Source organism: Cellulomonas sp. ES6 (assembly GCF_030053835.1).
Lineage (GTDB): Bacteria > Actinomycetota > Actinomycetes > Actinomycetales > Cellulomonadaceae > Cellulomonas.
Map to the genome: position 1 here is coordinate 3,872,567 of NZ_CP125655.1, position 19,853 is coordinate 3,892,419.

Annotated in this window: 10 protein-coding genes and 2 pseudogenes; all 12 read left to right on the forward strand. The window is 75.5% G+C overall.

All coding sequences use genetic code 11. The features are described 5' to 3' along the window. Nucleotides 1-146: 146 nt before the first annotated feature. A pseudogene (locus P9841_RS19205) lies at nucleotides 147-1,811 on the forward strand (methyl-accepting chemotaxis protein). Nucleotides 1,812-1,887: 76 nt separating this feature from the next. Then, nucleotides 1,888-3,282 (forward strand): annotated as a pseudogene (gene dnaG / locus P9841_RS17915) (DNA primase); the annotation flags it as partial. A 37-nt stretch (nucleotides 3,283-3,319) separates the two neighbouring features. Further along, nucleotides 3,320-4,129 carry a DNA primase gene (dnaG, locus tag P9841_RS17920; protein ID WP_283319932.1) on the forward strand — a complete coding sequence of 270 codons (810 nt, stop codon included), beginning with the start codon at nucleotides 3,320-3,322 and terminating at the stop codon, nucleotides 4,127-4,129. A gap of 91 nt (nucleotides 4,130-4,220) precedes the next feature. Continuing rightward, a complete protein-coding gene (locus P9841_RS17925) occupies nucleotides 4,221-4,745 on the forward strand; it encodes a DinB family protein (protein WP_283319933.1) in 525 nt (174 codons plus the stop codon). Between the two features lie 31 nt (nucleotides 4,746-4,776). Next, a complete protein-coding gene (locus P9841_RS17930) occupies nucleotides 4,777-5,292 on the forward strand; it encodes a phosphoribosyltransferase (RefSeq protein WP_283319934.1) in 516 nt (171 codons plus the stop codon). Nucleotides 5,293-5,628: 336 nt separating this feature from the next. Next, a complete protein-coding gene (locus P9841_RS17935; protein WP_283319935.1) occupies nucleotides 5,629-11,301 on the forward strand; it encodes a SpvB/TcaC N-terminal domain-containing protein in 5,673 nt (1,890 codons plus the stop codon). A gap of 435 nt (nucleotides 11,302-11,736) precedes the next feature. After that, entirely contained in the window at nucleotides 11,737-15,060 is a 3,324-nt protein-coding gene (gene ileS / locus P9841_RS17940; RefSeq protein ID WP_283319936.1) for an isoleucine--tRNA ligase, read from the forward strand. Next, nucleotides 15,060-16,451 carry a bifunctional folylpolyglutamate synthase/dihydrofolate synthase gene (locus P9841_RS17945; protein WP_283319937.1) on the forward strand — a complete coding sequence of 464 codons (1,392 nt, stop codon included), beginning with the start codon at nucleotides 15,060-15,062 and terminating at the stop codon, nucleotides 16,449-16,451. Before ileS ends, P9841_RS17945 begins: the two co-directional genes overlap by 1 nt. A 137-nt stretch (nucleotides 16,452-16,588) precedes the next feature. After that, a complete protein-coding gene (dhaK, locus tag P9841_RS17950) occupies nucleotides 16,589-17,584 on the forward strand; it encodes a dihydroxyacetone kinase subunit DhaK (RefSeq protein ID WP_283319938.1) in 996 nt (331 codons plus the stop codon). Between the two features lie 85 nt (nucleotides 17,585-17,669). After that, nucleotides 17,670-18,317: a dihydroxyacetone kinase subunit DhaL gene (gene dhaL / locus P9841_RS17955; RefSeq protein WP_283319939.1), complete on the forward strand. Its 648-nt coding sequence runs from the start codon at nucleotides 17,670-17,672 to the stop codon at nucleotides 18,315-18,317. After that, nucleotides 18,314-19,075, forward strand: coding sequence for a dihydroxyacetone kinase phosphoryl donor subunit DhaM (dhaM, locus tag P9841_RS17960; RefSeq protein ID WP_283319940.1), 762 nt, complete (start codon nucleotides 18,314-18,316; stop codon nucleotides 19,073-19,075). Before dhaL ends, dhaM begins: the two co-directional genes overlap by 4 nt. A 59-nt stretch (nucleotides 19,076-19,134) precedes the next feature. Continuing rightward, entirely contained in the window at nucleotides 19,135-19,767 is a 633-nt protein-coding gene (locus P9841_RS17965) for a TetR/AcrR family transcriptional regulator (RefSeq protein ID WP_283319941.1), read from the forward strand. The last annotated feature ends 86 nt before the right edge of the window (nucleotides 19,768-19,853 follow it).

Below are 19,853 nucleotides of genomic sequence, written 5' to 3' on the forward strand. Positions count from 1 at the left end.
CCGCGGGTGAATCGCCGGGCGTCACCCGTCCGCGGCGGTCGCGTGATCCTCACGGGTGAGGCCGCCCGCCCGATCAGGGAGGGTGAGCCCGAGAGGGGCCCGCGCCGCGGGCCGCAGGGGGAGGGCCGAGCCTCTGGAGCCGCACCGTGACTGCTGAGACCCGGGCCGCTGCCCCGACGTCCCCGTCCTCCCCGCCCGACCCGTCCCCGGGCCGCCGCGCGCTCGCCGGCCGCCGGCTGCCGCTCGCCACGCAGATCATCGGCGTGGCCGCCGTCGCCGTCGTGTTCTCGCTGGCGGTCGGCGGCTTCGCCGTGACGCAGATGTCGCAGGTGCGCACGATGACCAGCGCGATGTCGACGGCGGACGCGACCGTCAACGGCGCGCTGTCGCGGTTCCAGGCCGCCCTGTGGAACGTCCGCATGCTCACCGGCATGGTCGCGACGTACCCGGCGGGGTCGAAGGACGGCGAGATCCAGAAGATCGAGGACGGGTACGGCGCGGTCGAGGCGGCGGCGGACGACCTGGAGCAGGCGTACCGGACCTCCTTCGGGACCGTGCCCGCCGGCTGGGACGAGTACACCACCGCGTGGGTCGAGTACCGGCAGATGCTCGAGACCGAGCTGATGCCGCTGGCCGAGGCGGACGACCACGCCGGGTTCGCCGAGCTGCGCGACGGCGGTGCCGGGGCCAAGGGCACGGCGCTCGTCGAGAGCGTCTCGACCGTGCAGGACGAGATCGCGGCGACGATCGCGAGCGAGGCCGACGACGTGGCGGCCCGGACCGCGCAGGCCATCCTCGTGACGTGGATCGGGCTGGGTGTCGGCGCCGTGGCGGCGATCGCGGTGGCGGTGCTGATCGCCCGGCGGATCCGCGCGGCTGCCGCGGCGGTGCGCACCTCGCTGGTGGCCATGGCGGACGGCGACCTGACGGTGCCCGCGGACGTGTCGTCGCAGGACGAGATCGGCGACATGGCGCGCGCGCTCGGCGAGGCGCAGGTCGCGCTGCGGGCGACGGTCGGCGGGGTGCGCGACTCGGCGCAAGCGGTCGCCGCGGCGGCGGAGGAGCTCTCGGCGGCGTCCAGCCAGGTCTCCGCGGGCGCCGACGAGACGTCCGCTCAGGCGGGTGGTGGTGGCGGCTGCCGCGGAGCAGGTGTCGCGCAACGTGCAGACGGTCGCGGCGGGTGCCGAGCAGATGGGGGCGAGCATCCGGGAGATCGCGCAGAACGCGTCGCAGGCGGCGAAGGTCGCGGGTCAGGCGACGTCGGCGGCGGCCACGACGAACGAGCAGGTCGCGCGCCTGGGGTCCTCGTCGCAGGAGATCGGGAACGTGGTGAAGGTGATCACGTCGATCGCGGAGCAGACGAACCTGCTGGCGCTGAACGCGACGATCGAGGCGGCGCGCGCCGGTGAGGCGGGCAAGGGCTTCGCGGTGGTGGCCGGCGAGGTGAAGGAGCTGGCGCAGGAGACCGCGAAGGCGACGGAGGACATCGCGCGCCGGGTGGAGGCGATCCAGGGCGACACCACGGGTGCGGTGGCGGCGATCGGGGAGATCTCGCAGATCATCGCGTCGATCAACGACTACCAGCTGACGATCGCCTCGGCCGTGGAGGAGCAGACCGCCACGACCAACGAGATGTCCCGCTCCGTGGCCGAGGCCGCGACGGGCTCGGGGAGATCGCCACGAACATCACCGGCGTCGCCTCCGCCGCCGCGTCGCAGTCCGACGTGCTGGGGCAGGTCGGTGTCTCGGTGGTGGAGCTCGCGCAGCTCTCCGCCGACCTCGAGGCCCGGGTGTCGCGCTTCCGGTACTGAGCGCCGGGCACGAGCCGCCGTCGGCCCGCTGGGGACGACGGCGGCTCGCCCGCTGCGGGGACCTAGGATCGTCCCCGTGGCGGGACGCATCCGGCGGGAGGACGTGCAGAGCGTCCGCGAGCGCGCCCGGATCGAGGACGTCGTCGGCGAGCACGTCGCGCTGAAGTCCGCCGGCGTCGGCTCGATGAAGGGCCTGTGCCCGTTCCACGACGAGAAGTCCCCGTCGTTCCACGTCCGCCCGCAGGTGGGGCTGTACCACTGCTTCGGGTGCGGCGAGGGCGGCGACGTCATCGACTTCATCCAGAAGATCGACGGGCTGCCGTTCACCGAGGCCGTCGAGTACCTGGCCGGCCGGGTCGGCGTGCAGCTCCGGTACGAGGAGGGCGGCGGACCGCGCCCGGGCCACGAGCCCGGCAAGCGGCAGCGGCTGCTGGAGGCGCACCGCGTCGCCGCGGAGTACTACGCCGAGCAGCTCCTCACGCCCGGCGCGGCGACCGCCCGGGCGTTCCTCGCCGAGCGCGGGTTCGACCGCGCGGCGGCGGAGCAGTTCGGCGTCGGCTACGCCCCCAGGGCTGGGACTCCCTGCTGCGGCACCTGCGCGGCAAGGGGTTCACCGAGGCCGAGCTCACCGCGACGGGCCTCATGAGCCAGGGCAACCGCGGGCTCTACGACCGGTTCCGCGGGCGGCTGGTGTGGCCGATCCGGGAGGTCACGGGCGACGTCGTCGGGTTCGGCGCGCGCCGGCTGTTCGACGAGGACCAGGGCCCGAAGTACCTCAACACCCCGGAGACGGCGCTCTACAAGAAGTCCCAGGTGCTCTACGGCATCGACCTGGCCAAGCGCGAGATCGCGAAGAACAAGCAGGTCGTCGTCGTCGAGGGCTACACCGACGTCATGGCCATGCACCTGTCCGGCGTCGGGACCGCGGTCGCGACCTGCGGCACCGCGTTCGGGTCCGACCACGCGCGCGTCGTGCGGCGGCTCATGGGTCATGGGTGCGGGCGGGACGGGCAGCGGCATCCAGCTCGCGTCGGGGGAGTCCGTCGGCGGCGAGGTGGTGTTCACGTTCGACGGCGACTCCGCGGGCCAGAAGGCCGCGATGCGCGCGTTCGGGGAGGACCAGGCGTTCAGCGCGCAGACGTTCGTGGCGGTGGCCGACGGCGGCATGGACCCGTGCGAGCTCCGGCAGGCGCAGGGACCGGACGCGGTGCGTGCGCTCGTGCGGTCCCGGCAGCCGCTGTTCCAGTTCGTCATCCGCACGACGCTCGAGGGGTTCGACCTGCACACCGCCGAGGGCCGGGTGGCCGCGCTGCGCGCCGCGGCGCCGATCCCGGGCGGCATCCGCGACACCGCGCTGCGGCCCGAGTACACCCGGATGCTCGCGGGCTGGCTCGGCATGGACGTGGAGACGGTGCAGCGGGCCGTGCAGCAGGCGTCCCGGGGCGGGGGCGGGGTGCGGGTCGCGAGGCCCCGCGGTCCGGTGGCTACAGCGAGCGCACGGGGAGCGCGTGCCCGCCGGGCGCGTCGCCGCCGGGCGGGCGTCGGGCGGCGGGGGCGGGCCGGCCGGCGGCGGTTCCCGCGCGGCGGGCGACCGCTGGCAGCGCCGCGACGGCGGCGGGCGCGGTGACGGCCGGCCCGGCGGCGGACGCTGGGACGGGCGCGACGGGCGCCGCGACGGCCGGTCGCAGGACCGCCGCTGGGACGAGCCCCCGCCCGAGGCGTACGACCCCGGGCACGAGCCGCCGCACGACGCCGGCGCCGCGGCTCCGACCGGGCCGGGCGGCGAGGGCACGGCGCTGCCCGCGCCCCGCATGACGATGCCCGACCCGCGGGACCCGGTCGCCGCGACGGAGCGCCGCGCGCTCGAGGCCGTCCTCCAGATGCCCGACCTCGTGCCGCCGGAGTTCGACGACCTGCCGCCCGAGGCGTTCACCGCTCCCGCCTACCGGGCCGTGCACGCCGCGGTGCGGGCGGCCGGCGGCGCCGCCGGGGCACGCACGCGGGTCGGTGCCGGAGGACCCGGCGCGACCGTCGGCTGGGTCGAGGCCGTCCGCGAGGAGGCGGCGGCCCCGGTCCGGTCGCTCGTCACCCAGCTCGCCGTCGCGCCGCTGCCCGAGGACCGGCCCGACCGCCTGCCGACCTACGCGCGCGGCCTCGTCATGGCGCTCGTCGAGCTCGAGCTCACGCGCCGCATCGCCGACCTGCGGGGCCGGCTGCAGCGCATGGACGCCGTGCAGGACCCGGACGGCTACCGCGCGCTCGCCGCGCAGCTCTTCGACGAGGAGAACCGGCGCCGCGCGCTGCGCGAGAGCGCCTGACCGTCCGGCGCCTGGCCGGCACGCGCCGGGGCCCGGGACGGGCGCGCGCGACCGGCCCCGCCGCCCCGCGGGTGCGCGGTACGGTGCCCGGATGGAGCTGTGGGGGGCCGCGCTGTACGGCGACCCGTGCCGCGCGTGCGGCTACCGATGGGGCCTCACGGCCGAGGACGCGGTGCACGCGGTCGCGGACGTGCCGGGCCGGTTCGACGCGGCTCTGGTCGCCGCCCCGGAGCCGCTGCGCCTGCCGGGCCTCACGTGGTCGACCGCGGCGTACGTGCGGCACGTCGCCGACAACCTCGGGGCGTGGGCGTATCGCCTCGACGCGGCGCGCTGCGACGGCCGCACCGCCGCCGCCGGGTACGACCCCGACGCGCTGGGTGAGCTGCTCGACTACGAGCACGCGACCGTCGGGGCGTCCCTCGGTGCCCTGCGCCGGGTCGTGCCGTGGTGGGTCGAGTCGGTCACCGCGGCGCTGGCGGCCGGCGTGGTGCTCGACCACGCCACCCGGGGCCCGCAGCGCGCCGGGGACGTCGCGCGCAACAACGCGCACGACGCGCTGCACCACCTGCACGACGTCCGCCGCATCGTCGAGCACGCCGCGGGCCCCGCGACCTGACGCCCCGGGCGGGGCCACTACGCTGACCGCCATGACGACTGCGGAGGCCGCCCCCGGCCAGGACCTGCCGGACGAGCGCGAGATCCTCGGCTGGGACCAGTTCGGGGAGGCCGCCCGCGACCTCGCCCGCGACGTGGTGGCGTCCGGCTTCGAGCCCGACGTGGTGGTGGCGGTCGCCCGCGGCGGGCTGCTGCCGGCCGGCGCCCTGGCGTACGCGCTCGGGCTGAAGGCCTGCGGCACCCTCAACGTGGAGTTCTACACGGGCATCGACACCCGGCTGCCCGACCCGGTGGTGCTGCCGCCGCTGCTGGACACCGAGGCGCTGGCCGGTCGCCGCGCGCTGGTCGTCGACGACGTGGCCGACACAGGGGAGACCCTCGCGCTCGTGCAGCGGCTCGTGTCGCAGCACTGCGCCGAGGCCCGCTCGGCCGTGCTCTACGCGAAGCCGCACTCCATCGTGGACCCGGACTTCGTGTGGCGGCGGACGGCGCAGTGGATCACGTTCCCGTGGTCCGCGCTGCCGCCGGTCGCCCGCCCCGCGGTCTGACGCGGCCGGCGCGGTCGGCCGACCGGCCGGCTTCCGCACGCGGGCGGGACGTCGGGAGCGCGGTGCCGCGCGCCGGACGTTGGTCCCTGGACGGCCCGTGACCAGGGAAGACGCTCCACTGTGGCGTGCGTCACACAGGGCCGAACGGGTGTGCCGGCGGCCGAAGCCGGGGTGCCCTCGGGTGCGGTGGCTGTACCTTCCGGCCACCGGCGCGCATCGCGCATCCGCGTACGAGGGGGAGCTGTGCGTCGTCACACCGTTGTTGTGCCTGCCCTGCCGCACGGGACGACACGACGGGGGCGAAGCGCTTCCCCGGGACGGCGCACCGGCCTGACCGTGGTCGTCGTCGCGTCGCTGCTGGCGACCCTGGCCGTGGCGGCTCCGGGCACGGCAGCGGCCGCGCCGTCGGACGAGGACCGTCGCTCGGCGGGCGTCGCCTCCGCGCCCGCCGTCGAGCAGGCGGAGCCCCTGGCCGTCGAGACGCTCGCCCAGCCGGCGCCGCCCGCTCACGACCCGGTCGCGGCGGCGAGCACCGAGCCGGTCGCCTGGCCCGCGGAGAGCACGGCGACGATCGCGGTCGACCCGCCGGGCGCGACCGACGCGGACCCGTCCGCGGCCGTCACCGCCGAGACGCTGGTGCGGCTCGAGCAGTCCGGCACGGCGGAGTCCCCCGACGCGGTCCAGGTCCAGGTGGTCGACCACGACGCGGCCGAGGCGATCGGCGTGGACGGGGTGCTGCTCGCGCTCGAGCCGGTGAGCGGGGCCGAGGGCGCCGACGCCGGGCCTGACGGGACGCCGGCTCCGGCGGCGACCGCCGCGACCTCGGCGCCGTCACCGACCACCTCGCCGACCACCTCGCCCGCCGTCGTCGAGCAGACGGCGTCGGTCCGTCCGGCCGAGTCGGAGACCGAGGTCGCGGACGCCGGGGCGCCCGTCGTCGTCACGGTGAGCTACGCCCCCTTCGCGGACGCGTACGGCGGGGACTGGTCGGCGCGGCTGCGACTCGTCAGCCTGCCGGACTGCGCCCTCGACACGCCGTCGGACGCGCAGTGCCGCACGCAGACGGAGATCGAGTCGGTGAACGACCCCGTCGCGCAGACCGTGCGGGCCGCGGTGCCGCTCGCCGCTGCCGGCGCGCTCGCCGTGACCGCGGCGACGTCCGGCTCGACCGGCAGCTGGGCGGCGACCCCGCGGCCGCCCGCGTCCGCGTCCGACGCGTCCCTGTCGGGCGTCGCGTCGGCCCCGCTGGCGGGATCCGACTCGTCCGCGCCCGCCCCGTCCCCGTCCGGGCCCGTCCCGTCCGCCTCCGCGAGCTGGGACGTCGTCGCGCAGACCGGTGACCTCCGGTGGACCTACCCGCTGCGCGTCCCGCCGGCCGCGGGCGGTCCGGAGCCCGACCTCGCGCTCGCGTACTCCTCCGGCTCGGTCGACCGCCGGACGTCCGCGACCAACAACCAGGCCTCCTGGGTCGGTGACGGCTGGGACCTCGGCACGGGGTACGTCGAGCGGTCCTACGTGCCGTGCGCCCAGGACACCGCGGGCGGCAACAACGAGGGGCACGCCACCGGTGACCTGTGCTGGTCGTCGGGTGCGGCGGTGCTCGTGCTGAACGGCACCACCAGCCCGCTCGTCGAGGACGCCGCGACGGGGACCTGGCGGGTCCAGCAGGACGACGGGAGCCGCGTCGAGAGGCTGACCGGTGCGTCGAACGGGGACGACGACGGCGAGTACTGGGCCGTCACGACGACGGACGGCACCCGGTACGTCTTCGGTCGCGGCCAGCGCTCGGCGACCGACCCGACGCCGCTGGACTCGGCCTGGACCGTCCCGGTCTACGGCAACCAGGCGGGCGAGCCGTGCCACGCCGAGACGTTCGCGGAGTCCGTGTGCGCGCAGGCCTGGCGCTGGAACCTCGAGTACGTCGTCGACGCGTCCGGCGGCTCGATGACGTACTTCTACACCCGCGAGCAGAACGCGTACGAGCGGGACCTCGGCGCGGCGGTCTCGACGTACGACCGCGGCGGCTACCTCACGCGCGTCGAGTACGGGCAGCGCGCCGGCGAGGAGACCACCGGCCCGGCGCCCTCGCGCGTGGAGCTCACGGTCGCCGAGCGCTGCGTGCCGTCGGCGTCGGTGACGTGCGACCCGGACCAGCTGACGCCGTCGAGCGCCGCGGCCTGGCCCGACGTCCCGGCCGACCTGGTCTGCACGTCGACCACGTCCTGCCCGGGTGTCACGTCGCCGGCGTTCTTCACCCGCAAGCGGCTCGCCCGGGTGACGACGCAGGTGCTCGCGGGCGCGACCTACCGGGACGTGGACCGCTGGACGCTGACGCAGACGTTCCCCGACCCCGGTGACGGCTCGGAGACCGCGTTGTGGCTCGCGAAGATCGGGCACAGCGGCCTCGCGGGGACGACCGTCGACCTGCCGGACGTCTCCTTCACCGGCACGCCGCTGGCGAACCGGGTGGTCGGCGCCGGCGGCCCGGCCATGAGCCGTTACCGGGTCTCCTCCGTGGTGTCCGAGTCCGGAGCGACGACCTCGGTCTCCTACACGGCTCCCGGCTGCTCCGCGACGTCGCTGCCGGCAGATCCCAGCACGAGCTCCTCGCGCTGCTTCCCCGTGCTCAGCGCACCCGCCACCGAGGGTGCGCAGCCGGAGTACTTCCACACCTACCCGGTGTCCTCGGTCCTCGAGAACCCGAACGACGGGACGAGCGCGACCGTCGAGACGCACTACCGGTACGTCGGGGGCGCGGCCTGGCACCACGACGACGACGCGCGCACGCCGGTGGCGCAGCGCACCTGGGGCGACTTCCGGGGCTACGCGACGGTCGACGTCGTCCGTGGTGCGCCCTCCGACACCACCAGGTCCACGACCCGCTACCGCTACTTCCGCGGGATGGACGGGGACCTGCTCGGGTCCGGCGGGACCCGGTCCGCGAGCGTCGACGGCATCACGGACGAGGGCCGGCTCGCCGGGTTCGTCCGTGAGGTCATCACCTACGACGGGGCGGGGACCGGCGAGCTCACCGGGGTGGTGCGGACGCCGTGGGTGTCGCCGCCGACGGCGACCGGGGCGGACGGCCGGACCTCGACCTTCCTGGGCGTCGGGCTCTCCGAGACCCGCACGACCGCACCCGCGCTGCCCGGCGGCCGCCGGACCACCCGGACCGCGACCACCTTCGACCCGGCCGACGGGACGGTCACGCAGGTGGACGACGAGGGCGACCTCGCGACCGCCGCCGACGACCTGTGCACCCGCACCGAGTACGCGCGGGACGGCGCCACGACCGTCGTCGGAGCGCCCGCCCGCGTCGAGACCGTCGCCGTCCGGTGCGACGTCACCCCGGCGAGGCCGGCCGACGTCGTCTCGGACGTGCGCACCTCGTACGACGGCGCCGCGGTCGGCGTCGCACCGACGCGCGGGCTGGTCACCGCGACCGAGGTGCTCGCGTCGTACGCGGACGGGGCCCCGGTGTACGTGACGGACACGTCCACGACGTACGACGACGCGGGCCGCGTCGTCGCGCGCGCCGACGCCCTGGGCCGCACCACCACCACCGCCTACACCCCGGCGACGGGTGGACCCGTGACCGGTGTCACCGAGACGTCGCCCGACCCGGACGGCGACGGCGACCTCACCCCGCACGTGGTCACCACCACGCTCGACCCCGCGTGGGGCCTGCCCACCGAGGTCGTCGACGCGGCGGGCAAGGTCACGAGCACCCGGTACGACGCCCTCGGCCGGCCCACCGCCGTCTGGCTCCCCGGCCGGCCGCAGGCCTCGGCGACGGCGAGCACGACCTACGCGTACGTCGTCTCGCGATCCGGGCCGGACGCGGTGACCACCTCGACGCTCACGGCCGCGGGCACCTACCAGAGCGTGGTCACGCTCTACGACGGGCTGCTGCGCCCGCGGCAGACCCAGTCGCCGTCGCTCGCCGCGGGCACCGCCGGGCGCATGGTCACCGACACCGTCTACGACAGCCGCGGGTACGTGTCGTACGAGAACGGCGCGTGGTTCGCCCCGGGCGAGCCGGGCGGCGCGCTCGTCGCGCCGAAGTCGGCGGTCCCGTCCCGGACCCGGTACGTCCACGACGGCGCCGGCCGGCTGCGCAAGGAGATCCTCGACGTCGACGGCCGCGAGAAGTGGCGCACGACCACCACCTACGGCGGCGACCGCGTCAGCACCGACCCGCCCGCAGGCGGCGTCGCGCAGACCACCGTCCTCGACGCGCGCGGCCGCACCACGCAGCTGCGGAGCTACACCTCCGGCGCGCCCTCCGGCACCTACAAGCTGACCACCTACCGGTACGCGCCCTCCGGCGCGCTCTCCTCGGTGCGCAACGCCGACGGCAGCACGTGGACCGCCACCTACGACCTGCGCGGCCGGCAGGTCTCCGTCACGGACCCGGACACGGGCACCACCACCCGGACGTACGACGACGCCGGTCAGGTGCTCACGGTCACCGACGCCCGGGGCCTGACTCTCGCGTCGACGTACGACGCGCTCGGACGGCGCACCTCCCTGCGTGACGGCTCCGCCACCGGGGACCTGCGGGCCGAGTGGACGTACGACACCCTCGCCGCGGGGCAGCTCACGTCGTCGACCCGCTACGAGGCCGGCGCGGCCTACGTCACCGCCGTGACGGGCTACGACGACGGGTACCGTCCGCTCGGGGAGTCCGTGACGCTGCCGTCCGTCGAGGGCGCTCTGGCCGGCACCTACACCACGGAGTACGAGTACACCGTGGACGGGCAGCTGCTCCGCACCACGCTCCCGGCGGCCGGTCCGCTGACCGCCGAGAGCATCTGGACGGAGTACGACGCGGCGAACCTGCCGGAGTGGATGCACGGCGGTCTCGGCTGGGGCGTCTACGTCGCCGGGACGGTCTACTCGTCCTCCGGCGAGCTGATGAGCCTCGACGTGGGCAACACCGCCGCGAACTGGATCAGCTACGACTACGAGCACGGGACCGGCCGGCTGACCGGCGTCGCGCTCACGAGGCAGTCGTCCGGGGCCACCGACCTCGACCAGCGGGTCAAGTACGACGCCGCGGGCAACGTCACCAAGGTCGTGACCCGGCGCACCGGCCAGAAGACCGACACCCAGTGCTTCACCCGCGACGGGCTCGGCCGGCTGCGCAGCGCGTGGACCCCCGCGAGCGGCAGCTGCGCGACCACCCGGTCGGTGGCCCGGCTCGGCGGTCCCGTTCCCTCCTGGACCGACTCCACCTACGACGCGGCGGGCAACCGGCTCACGCAGGTCACCCGCACCGCGACCGGCACCACCACCGACCGGTACACCTACGCGGCCGCGTCCGGCCGGCCGCACGCCCTGGCGTCGGTCGCCCGCACCACCGGGTCCCGCACCGTGACCTCGCGGTACGCCTCCGACGCCAGCGGCAGCACGACCACCCGCGCGCCCTCCGGGAGCGCCGCCCAGACGCTCACCTGGGACGCCGAGGGCCGCCTCACCACGGTCCGGTCGGGCTCGTCGACGTCGTCCTACCTGTACACCGCCGACGGCGACCGGCTCGTCCGGCGGCAGGACGGCAGCACGACCGTGACGCTGCCCGGTGGGCAGGAGATCACGCTCACCGCCGACGGCCAGGTCACGGCGTCGCGCTCCTACACGTTCGCCGGGATGACGGTCGCCGTGCGCACCGGCAGGTCCGGCTCGGCGGTGACCTCGTTCGTCACCGACGCGGACGGGACGGCGATCGCCGCGATCCAGAACGTCAAGGAGATCCTCACCACCCGGCGGTTCGACGCCTTCGGCGCGGCCCGTGCGGCGAGCCCCGTCTGGCCGGACGACCGCGCCTTCCTCGGCGCGCCGCAGGACGGCACCGGCCTGCTGCTCGTCGGGACGCGGTACTACGACCCGGCGCGCGGACGGTACCTCTCGGCCGACCCGGCGGTGGCGCTCGCGGCACCGCAGGACGGGGCGTACGCGTACGGCGGGGCGGGCGAGGCGTCCGCAGGTCGGGGCGGCGCGGACGGATGACGGCCACCGGCCCGGCCGGGCTCCGGCCGGGCCGTTCCGTCCGGGAGGCGCTGCGCGCCTGATCTCCGCCCCGCCGACGGGCGGCGCCGGCTCGGCGCCCGACGCGCTCCGCGCGTCCACGTCCGCCACCGTCGCTACACTCGTCCCCACAGGCACCGATCCGGCCATCACCGGGGAGCCTCCGGAAGAACAGGCCGCGTCGCACCACCGGGCGCGTCCCCAGTAGAACCGGACGGGGCAGGCCCGTCACAGCCGCAGCGCAGAGTGGTCGCGCACCGCACCCCGCGAGGGGCACGGTGGACGGCAAGCGGGGTGGTACCGCGGTGCCCCCGGGTCGGTGTCCGGCCCGGGTGACGTCGTCCCCGTGGTCCTGCCGAACCGCACCGCCCCCGCCGCCCGCCGGCGGGAGCACCGACCACAGGAGCGCCATCCGCCATGGCCTACCCCCTGCACCGCTCGCCCGCCGGCAAGCACGTCGCCCCGTCGTCCCCGGGGGCCGCGTTCGGCCTGCCCGCGTCCCCCGACCTGCCCGCGCTGGAGAAGGACGTCCTCGCGTACTGGGAGGCGGACGGCACGTTCCAGGCGTCGATCGACGCGCGTGACGCCGGCGCGGACGGCGCGAACGAGTTCGTGTTCTACGACGGCCCGCCGTTCGCGAACGGCCTGCCGCACTACGGGCACCTGCTGACGGGCTATGCGAAGGACATCGTCGGCCGGTACCAGACGCAGCGGGGCCGCCGCGTGGAGCGCCGGTTCGGCTGGGACACGCACGGCCTGCCGGCGGAGCTCGAGGCGGAGCGGATCCTCGGCATCACGGACAAGTCGCAGATCGAGACGATGGGCATCAAGGCGTTCAACGACGCGTGCCGCACGTCGGTGCTGCGCTACACCGACGAGTGGCGGGTGTACGTCACCCGGCAGGCGCGGTGGGTGGACTTCGACCACGACTACAAGACGCTGGACCCGACGTTCATGGAGTCGGTGATCTGGGCGTTCAAGCGGCTGTACGACAAGGGCTGGGCGTACGAGGGCTACCGCGTGCTGCCGTACTGCTGGAACGACCAGACGCCGCTGTCGAACCACGAGCTGCGCATGGACGACGACGTCTACCGGGACGTCCAGGACCAGACGGTGACGGTGACGTTCCCGCTGACGGGTGCGCGCGCCGAGGAGCTCGGGCTCGCGGGCGTCGCGGCGCTGGCGTGGACGACCACCCCGTGGACGCTGCCGACGAACTCGGCGCTCGCGGTCGGGCCGGACGTGGAGTACGTGGTCGTCCCGGCCGGGCCGAACGGCACCTCGGCCGCGGCGACGCAGCTGCTGCTCGCCCGCGCGCTGGTCAAGGGCTACGCGAAGGACCTGGGCTACGACTCGGCCGAGGACGCCCTGGCGGCGGTGACCCGCGAGCTGCGCGGCGCCGAGCTGGCGGGCGTGCGGTACGAGCCGCTGTTCGGCTACCTCGCGGACCAGCCGGGCATGGCGGAGCACGGCTTCCAGGTGCTGCTGGCGGACTACGTCACCACCGAGGACGGCACCGGCGTGGTGCACCAGGCCCCGGCGTACGGCGAGGTCGACCAGGAGACCTGCGAGGCCGCGGGCATCCCGACGGTGCTGAGCGTCGACGACGGCGGGAGGTTCACCTCCCTGGTCCCGGACTTCCAGGGCCTGCAGGTGTTCGAGGCGAACAAGCCGATCACGCAGCGGCTGCGCGCGGACGGCCGGCTGCTGCGCCAGGCGTCGTACGTGCACTCCTACCCGCACTGCTGGCGCTGCCGGCACCCGCTGATCTACAAGGCGGTGTCGTCGTGGTTCGTCAAGGTGACGGCGTTCCGTGACCGGATGGTCGAGCTGAACCAGGACATCTCCTGGGTGCCGGAGCACATCAAGGACGGCCAGTTCGGCAACTGGCTGGCCGGTGCGCGTGACTGGTCGGTGTCCCGCAACCGCTACTGGGGCACCCCGATCCCGGTGTGGGTGAGCGACGACCCCCAGTACCCGCGGATCGACGTGTACGGCTCGTTCGCGGAGCTGGAGGCGGACTTCGGCCGGCTGCCGCTGAACGACGCCGGGGAGCCGGACCTGCACCGGCCGTTCATCGACGAGCTGACGCGCCCGAACCCGGACGACCCGACCGGGCGCTCGACGATGCGCCGCATCCCGGACGTGCTGGACGTGTGGTTCGACTCCGGGTCGATGCCGTACGCCCAGGTGCACTACCCGTTCGAGAACACCGAGTGGTTCGAGCACCACTACCCGGGCGACTTCATCACGGAGTACATCGGGCAGACCCGCGGCTGGTTCTACCTGCTGCACGTGCTGGCCACCGCGCTGTTCGACCGCCCGGCGTTCCGCACGTCGGTGTCGCACGGCATCGTGCTGGGCTCCGACGGCCGCAAGATGAGCAAGTCGCTGCGCAACTACCCGGACGTGAACGAGGTGTTCGACCGCGACGGGTCGGACGCGATGCGGTGGTTCCTCATGGCGTCGCCGATCCTGCGGGGCGGCAACCTCGTCGTCACCGAGGAGGGCATCCGCTCGGAGGTCCGCCAGGTGCTGCTGCCGCTGTGGAGCACGTGGTACTTCTTCGCGCTGTACGCCAACGCGGCCGGCGACGGCCTCACCGCGCGGCGCGTCACGGCGCAGGACCACGCCGAGGGCCGGCTGTCGACGATGGACCGGTACCTGCTGGCGCGGACGCGGCGGCTGGTCGAGGAGGTGACCGCGCAGCTCGACGCGTACGACGTGCCGGGCGCCTGCGAGACGGTGCGCGTGCACCTGGACCTGCTGACCAACTGGTACGTCCGCACGCAGCGCGACCGGTTCTGGGGGGAGGACGCCGCGGCGTTCGACACGCTGTGGACGGCGCTGGAGACCCTGACCCGGGTGATGGCGCCGCTCGCGCCGCTGCTGTCGGAGGAGGTCTGGCGCGGCCTGACCGGTGAGCGTTCCGTGCACCTCACGGACTGGCCGGTGCTGGGCGACGGTGGGGCGGACGACGCCGCGCTGGCGGCGGACGACGACCTCGTCGCGGCCGTCGACGGGGTGCGGGAGGCCGTCTCGGCGGCGCTCGCGCTGCGCAAGGCGAACGCGCTGCGCGTCCGCCAGCCGCTGCGGGAGCTGCGCGTCGCGACCCCGGACCCGCAGGCCCTCGCGCCGTTCCGGGACCTGCTGGCCGCGGAGCTCAACGTCAAGGACGTCGTGCTGTCGACGGTCGAGGAGGCCGCCGCCGGCGGGGTGGCGGTGCGCCGCAACCTCGCGGTGAACGCCCGCGCCGCCGGTCCGCGCCTGGGCCGCGGGGTCCAGGCGGTCATCCGGGCCGCCAAGGCCGGGGACTGGTCCACCGACGCGGAGGGCCGCGTGGTGGTCCGCACCGACGAGGGCGACGTGCCGGTGCTGGACTCCGAGTACGAGCTCACCACGACGATCGACGTCACCACCGCCGAGGGGGAGGCGCCCACGCTGGCCGCGGGGGTGCTGCCGTCGGGCGGGTTCGTGGTGCTGGACCTCGCGCTGGACGACGCGCTGCTCGCCGAGGGCTACGCCCGCGACGTGGTGCGCGCCGTGCAGGACGCCCGCAAGGCGGCGGACCTGGTGGTGACCGACCGGATCCGGCTGACGCTGGGCGTCCCCGCGGAGCACCGCGCGGCCGTCGAGGCGCACCAGGCGTTCATCGCGTCCGAGACGCTCGCGACGGCGGTGGTCCTGGAGCCCGCGGACGGCGCCGAGCTCACCGTCGGCGTCGAGCGGGTGGACGCCTGATGGCCGCCGGGAAGGGCCGGGGCGGGGCCGACCACCTGCGGGACGAGGCCGCGGCGGCCGCCCGCCGTGCCGCGGACGAGGTGTACGCGGGGATCCTCGAGCGGGCCCCCGAGCACGACATCGACCCGACGCTCGAGCGGGTGCGGGCGGTCTGCGAGCTGCTGGGCGACCCGCAGCGCGCGTACCGGGTCGTGCACCTCACGGGCACCAACGGCAAGACGTCGACGGCCCGCATGGTCGAGCGCCTGGTGCGCGAGCACGGGCTGCGGACGGGGCGGTTCACCAGCCCGCACCTGAGCCGGGTCACCGAGCGCATCGCGATCGACGGCGAGCCGATCTCCGACGAGCGGTTCGTCGAGGTGTGGCAGGACGTCGCGCCGTACGTGCACATGGTCGACGTGCGGGAGCAGGCGGAGGGGCGGCCGCGGCTGTCGTTCTTCGAGGTGTTCACCGTCATGGCGTTCGCCGCGTTCGCGGACGCCCCCGTGGACGTCGCCGTCGTCGAGGTCGGGATGGGCGGCCGCTGGGACGCCACGAACGTCGCCGACGGCGAGGTCGCGGTCATCACCCCGGTGGCGCACGACCACGAGCGCTGGCTCGGCCACACCCTCGTGGAGATCGCGGGGGAGAAGGCCGGGATCGTCAAGGACGGCGCCACGCTGGTGCTGTCGCGCCAGGAGGAGGACGCGGAGGGCGTGATCCTCCACGCGGCCGCCGAGCGCGGGGCGCGCGTGGTGCGCGAGGGCGTCGACATCGACGTGGTCGAGCGCCAGGTCGCCGTCGGCGGCCAGCTGCTCACGCTGCGCGGCACGGGCGGCGTCTACACCGACGTGTTCCTGCCGCTGCACGGCGAGCACCAGGCGCACAACGCGCTCGCGGCGCTCGCCGCGACGGAGGCGCTGATGGCGGGCGGCGGCGCGCTGGACGCGGCCGTGGTGGAGGTCGCGTTCGCGGACATGGACTCCCCGGGCCGGCTGGAGCTGGTGCGGTCGAGCCCGACCGTGCTGGTGGACGGCGCGCACAACCCGGCGGGCGCCGAGGCGCTGGTGGCGGCGGTCGAGGAGGCGTTCGCGTTCCAGAGCGTCGTGGGCGTCGTCGGGGTGATGGCGGACAAGGACCCCGAGAACATCCTCGCGGTGCTGGAGCCGGCGCTCGACCACGTGGTGGTGACCCGGGCCTCGACGCCGCGCGCGATGGAGGTCGACGACCTCGCCGAGATCGCCCGGGACGTCTTCGGCGAGGACCGCGTGCACGTGCGGGAGCGGCTGGACGACGCGGTGACGCTCGCCGCCGACCTCGCGGAGCGGGACGTCGAGCGCGGCGCCGCGGTGCTGGTGACCGGCTCGATCATGCTGGTCGCGGAGGCGCGGACGCTCTTCGGCCGGGCCTGACGGGGGCCGGCGCCGGGGTGCACGAACGTGCACCCCGGCCGCACGCCTGCCCCTTGACGCCCGCCACCTGCGCGGCGAGTGTGAGTGCTGTCGCGACGACGGCGCCGCGACCGGCCGCGCGGAAGGGAACCACCGACGTGAAGAAGCTCATCAACGACCCGCAGAACGTCGTCGCCGAGTCCGTCGAGGGATTCGGGCTGGCGCACGCGGACGTCGTGCAGGTGCACACGGACCCGCTCTTCGTCTCCCGCGCGGGAGGCGTGGTCAGCGGCAAGGTCGGCCTCGTCTCGGGCGGCGGCAGCGGGCACGAGCCGCTGCACGCGGGCTTCGTCGGCGACGGCATGCTCGACGCCGCGGTGCCGGGCGCCATGTTCACCTCGCCCACGCCCGACCAGATCGCCCCCGCGTTCGCCGCGGCCGACGGCGGTGCGGGCGTGCTGGCGATCGTCAAGAACTACACCGGCGACGTCCTCAACTTCGAGACCGCGGCCGAGCTCGCCGACGCGGACGACGTCACGGTCCGCACCGTCGTGGTGAACGACGACGTGGCCGTCGAGGACTCGCTGTACACCGCGGGCCGCCGCGGCGTCGCGGGCACCGTCGCCGTCGAGAAGATCGCCGGCGCGGCCGCGGCGCGCGGCGACGACCTGGACGCGGTCGTCGCGGTGGCCGAGAAGGTCGTCGCCAACGTCCGGTCGATGGGCGTCGCGCTCACCGCGTGCACCGTCCCCCACGCCGGCAAGCCGTCCTTCGACCTGCCCGAGGACGAGATCGAGATCGGCATCGGCATCCACGGCGAGCCGGGCCGGCGCCGCATCCCGCTGGCCGGCGCGGACGAGATCACCGAGATGCTGCTGACGCCCGTCGCCGACGACCTGGGCCTGGCCTCCGGCGAGCGCGTGCTGCTGTTCGTCAACGGGATGGGTGGCACGCCGCTGTCCGAGCTCTACGTCGTCTATCGTCAGGCACGCAGGCTGCTCGAGGGCCGCGGGGTCGAGGTGACCCGGTCGCTCGTGGGCAACTATGTGACATCACTGGAGATGCAGGGCGCCTCGGTCACTGTGCTCCGGCTGGACGACGAGCTCACCGCGCTGTGGGACGCGCCGGTGCGCACGGCCGCGCTGCACTGGTAGCCGCGAGACGGCTGCTGGGGGCATCGGGCCCGCCGTCCTCCGGGACGCGTGGCCGCCGGCACGACGGCGGAGGTGGGAGCGGAGCATGACGGGATCCCTGGGTGCGACGTGGGCGGAGGCCTGGGTGCGCCGGACGGCGCAGGTGGTCGCCGAGAACCGGGAGGAGCTCATCGAGCTCGACCGGCAGATCGGTGACGGCGACCACGGCGAGAACCTCAGCCGGGGATTCACCGCCGTGCTGGCCAAGCTCGACGCCCTGGAGGCGCCACCGGGTGACGTGGGGGCGGTGCTCAAGCTCGTCGCGACCACCCTGATGTCGACGGTGGGCGGGGCGGCGGGCCCGCTCTACGGCACGGCGTACCTGCGGGCGGCGAAGGTCACCGGGCTCCCGGAGCTGGACGCGCACGCGGTCGTGGCGATGCTGGAGGCGGGGCTCGAGGGCATCGTCGTCCGGGGCAAGGCCACCACCGGCGAGAAGACGATGGTCGACGCCTGGACGCCCGCGGTCGAGGCCGCCGTGCAGGCCGCGGACGCGGGGGCCTCGCCGGCGGCGGTCCTCGCGGCGGCGGCCGAGGCGGCGCGGGCCGGCGCGGTCGCGACCATCCCGCTGGTCGCGACGAAGGGCCGCGCGTCGTACCTCGGCGAGCGCTCCGCGGGGCACCAGGACCCGGGGGCGACGTCGAGCGCGCTGATCCTCGAGGCCGCCGCGGCCACGGCGGCGGAGGCGGCATGAGCGCCCCCGTCGCCCTGGTCCTGGTCTCGCACTCCGAGCGGCTCGCGGCCGGTCTGCGGGAGCTCGCCGGGCAGATGGCGCCCGACGTGCTCATCGTGGCGGCCGGCGGGGACGGGGCCGGGGGCCTCGGCACCAGCTTCGACCTGGTGCAGGACGCGCTCACCGAGGCGACCGCGGACGGGCGCTCGGCCGTCGTGCTCACGGACCTCGGGTCGGCGGTGCTGACGACGGAGTCCGTGCTCGAGTTCCTGGACGAGGACGTCGCCGCGCGGGTGCACCTCGCGGACGCCCCGATGGTGGAGGCGGCGGTCGCGGCCGCGGTCACCGCGGCCGGCGGCGCACCCGTCGGCGAGGTGCTCGGCGCGGCGGTGGCCGCGGGGGCGGGCTTCCCGCACGCGGCCGGTGCCGGGCAGGTGCCGCCGGTCGGCACCGGAGGGCCCGTCGACGCCGGGGGACCGGCGCCCGCGCCGCCCGCCGGGTCCGGCACGCCGGGGGAGGAGAACCCGATCACCGCGCAGGTGGTCGTGCGCAACCCGATGGGCCTGCACGCCCGGCCGGCCGCGGTGCTCGCCCGGATGATGGCCGGCTTCGACGCGACGGTGCGGGTGGACGGGGTGAACGCCGCGAGCGTGCTGGAGCTCATGCAGCTCGGCGCGACGCAGGGCCGCACCCTGGAGGTCTCCGCGACCGGTCCGCAGGCCCGCGTCGCGGTCGACGCGTTCGTCGGCGCCGTCGAGGAGGGCTTCGGCGAGGTGTGAGCCGCTTCACCCGGTCCGCTGCCTGACGCAACCGTGCAGAGCGTGCAAGAATGCATGCCATGCAAGAAGCTGTCGAGCCCGAGGGGCTGCGCGCCCGCAAGAAGCGCGCCCGCCTCGAGGCGCTCGTCGACGCCACGCACCGCCTGGCCGCGGAGCACGGCCTCGACCAGGTGACGGTCGAGGCCGTCTGCGCGGAGGTCGGGGTCTCGGTCCGCACGTTCTTCAACTACTTCGAGTCGAAGGACGACGCCGTGCTCGGCCTCGCCCACTGGCGGATCGACCCGGCCGCCGCCGCGAGGTTCGCCGGCGGCGGGCCCACCGGTGACCTGCTGCCCGACGTGCAGGCGCTCGTCGCGCACGTCCTCGACCACCCGCCGCTCGGCAAGGAGCGCATGGAGCGGGCGTTCGAGGTCGCGCGCGGCCACCCCGACCTGCTCGTGCGGGCCTACGCGCACGTCCGCGGCCTGCACGACGAGATCGAGCAGCTCGTCCGCCGCCGCCTCGGCGACGGGGCGGACGAGGCCGTCGTCCTGCTGGTCGGCGCGCTGCTCATGGTGCTCTCGCACGCGACCTTCGTCCGGTGGGACGCCGCCGGCCGCCGGGGCGACGTGCACGACCACCTGCCGTCCGTCGTCGCGGACCTCGCCGCGATCGCCGCGACCGCCGGCCCGGCGGCCGCACCCCCGGGCTGACGCGTCCCGGGGCGACCCCGCCCCGGCCGTCCCCGTCCGTCACCCGCGCTCCGCCCCGCCCACCCCAGCACCACCCCGCCGACGAC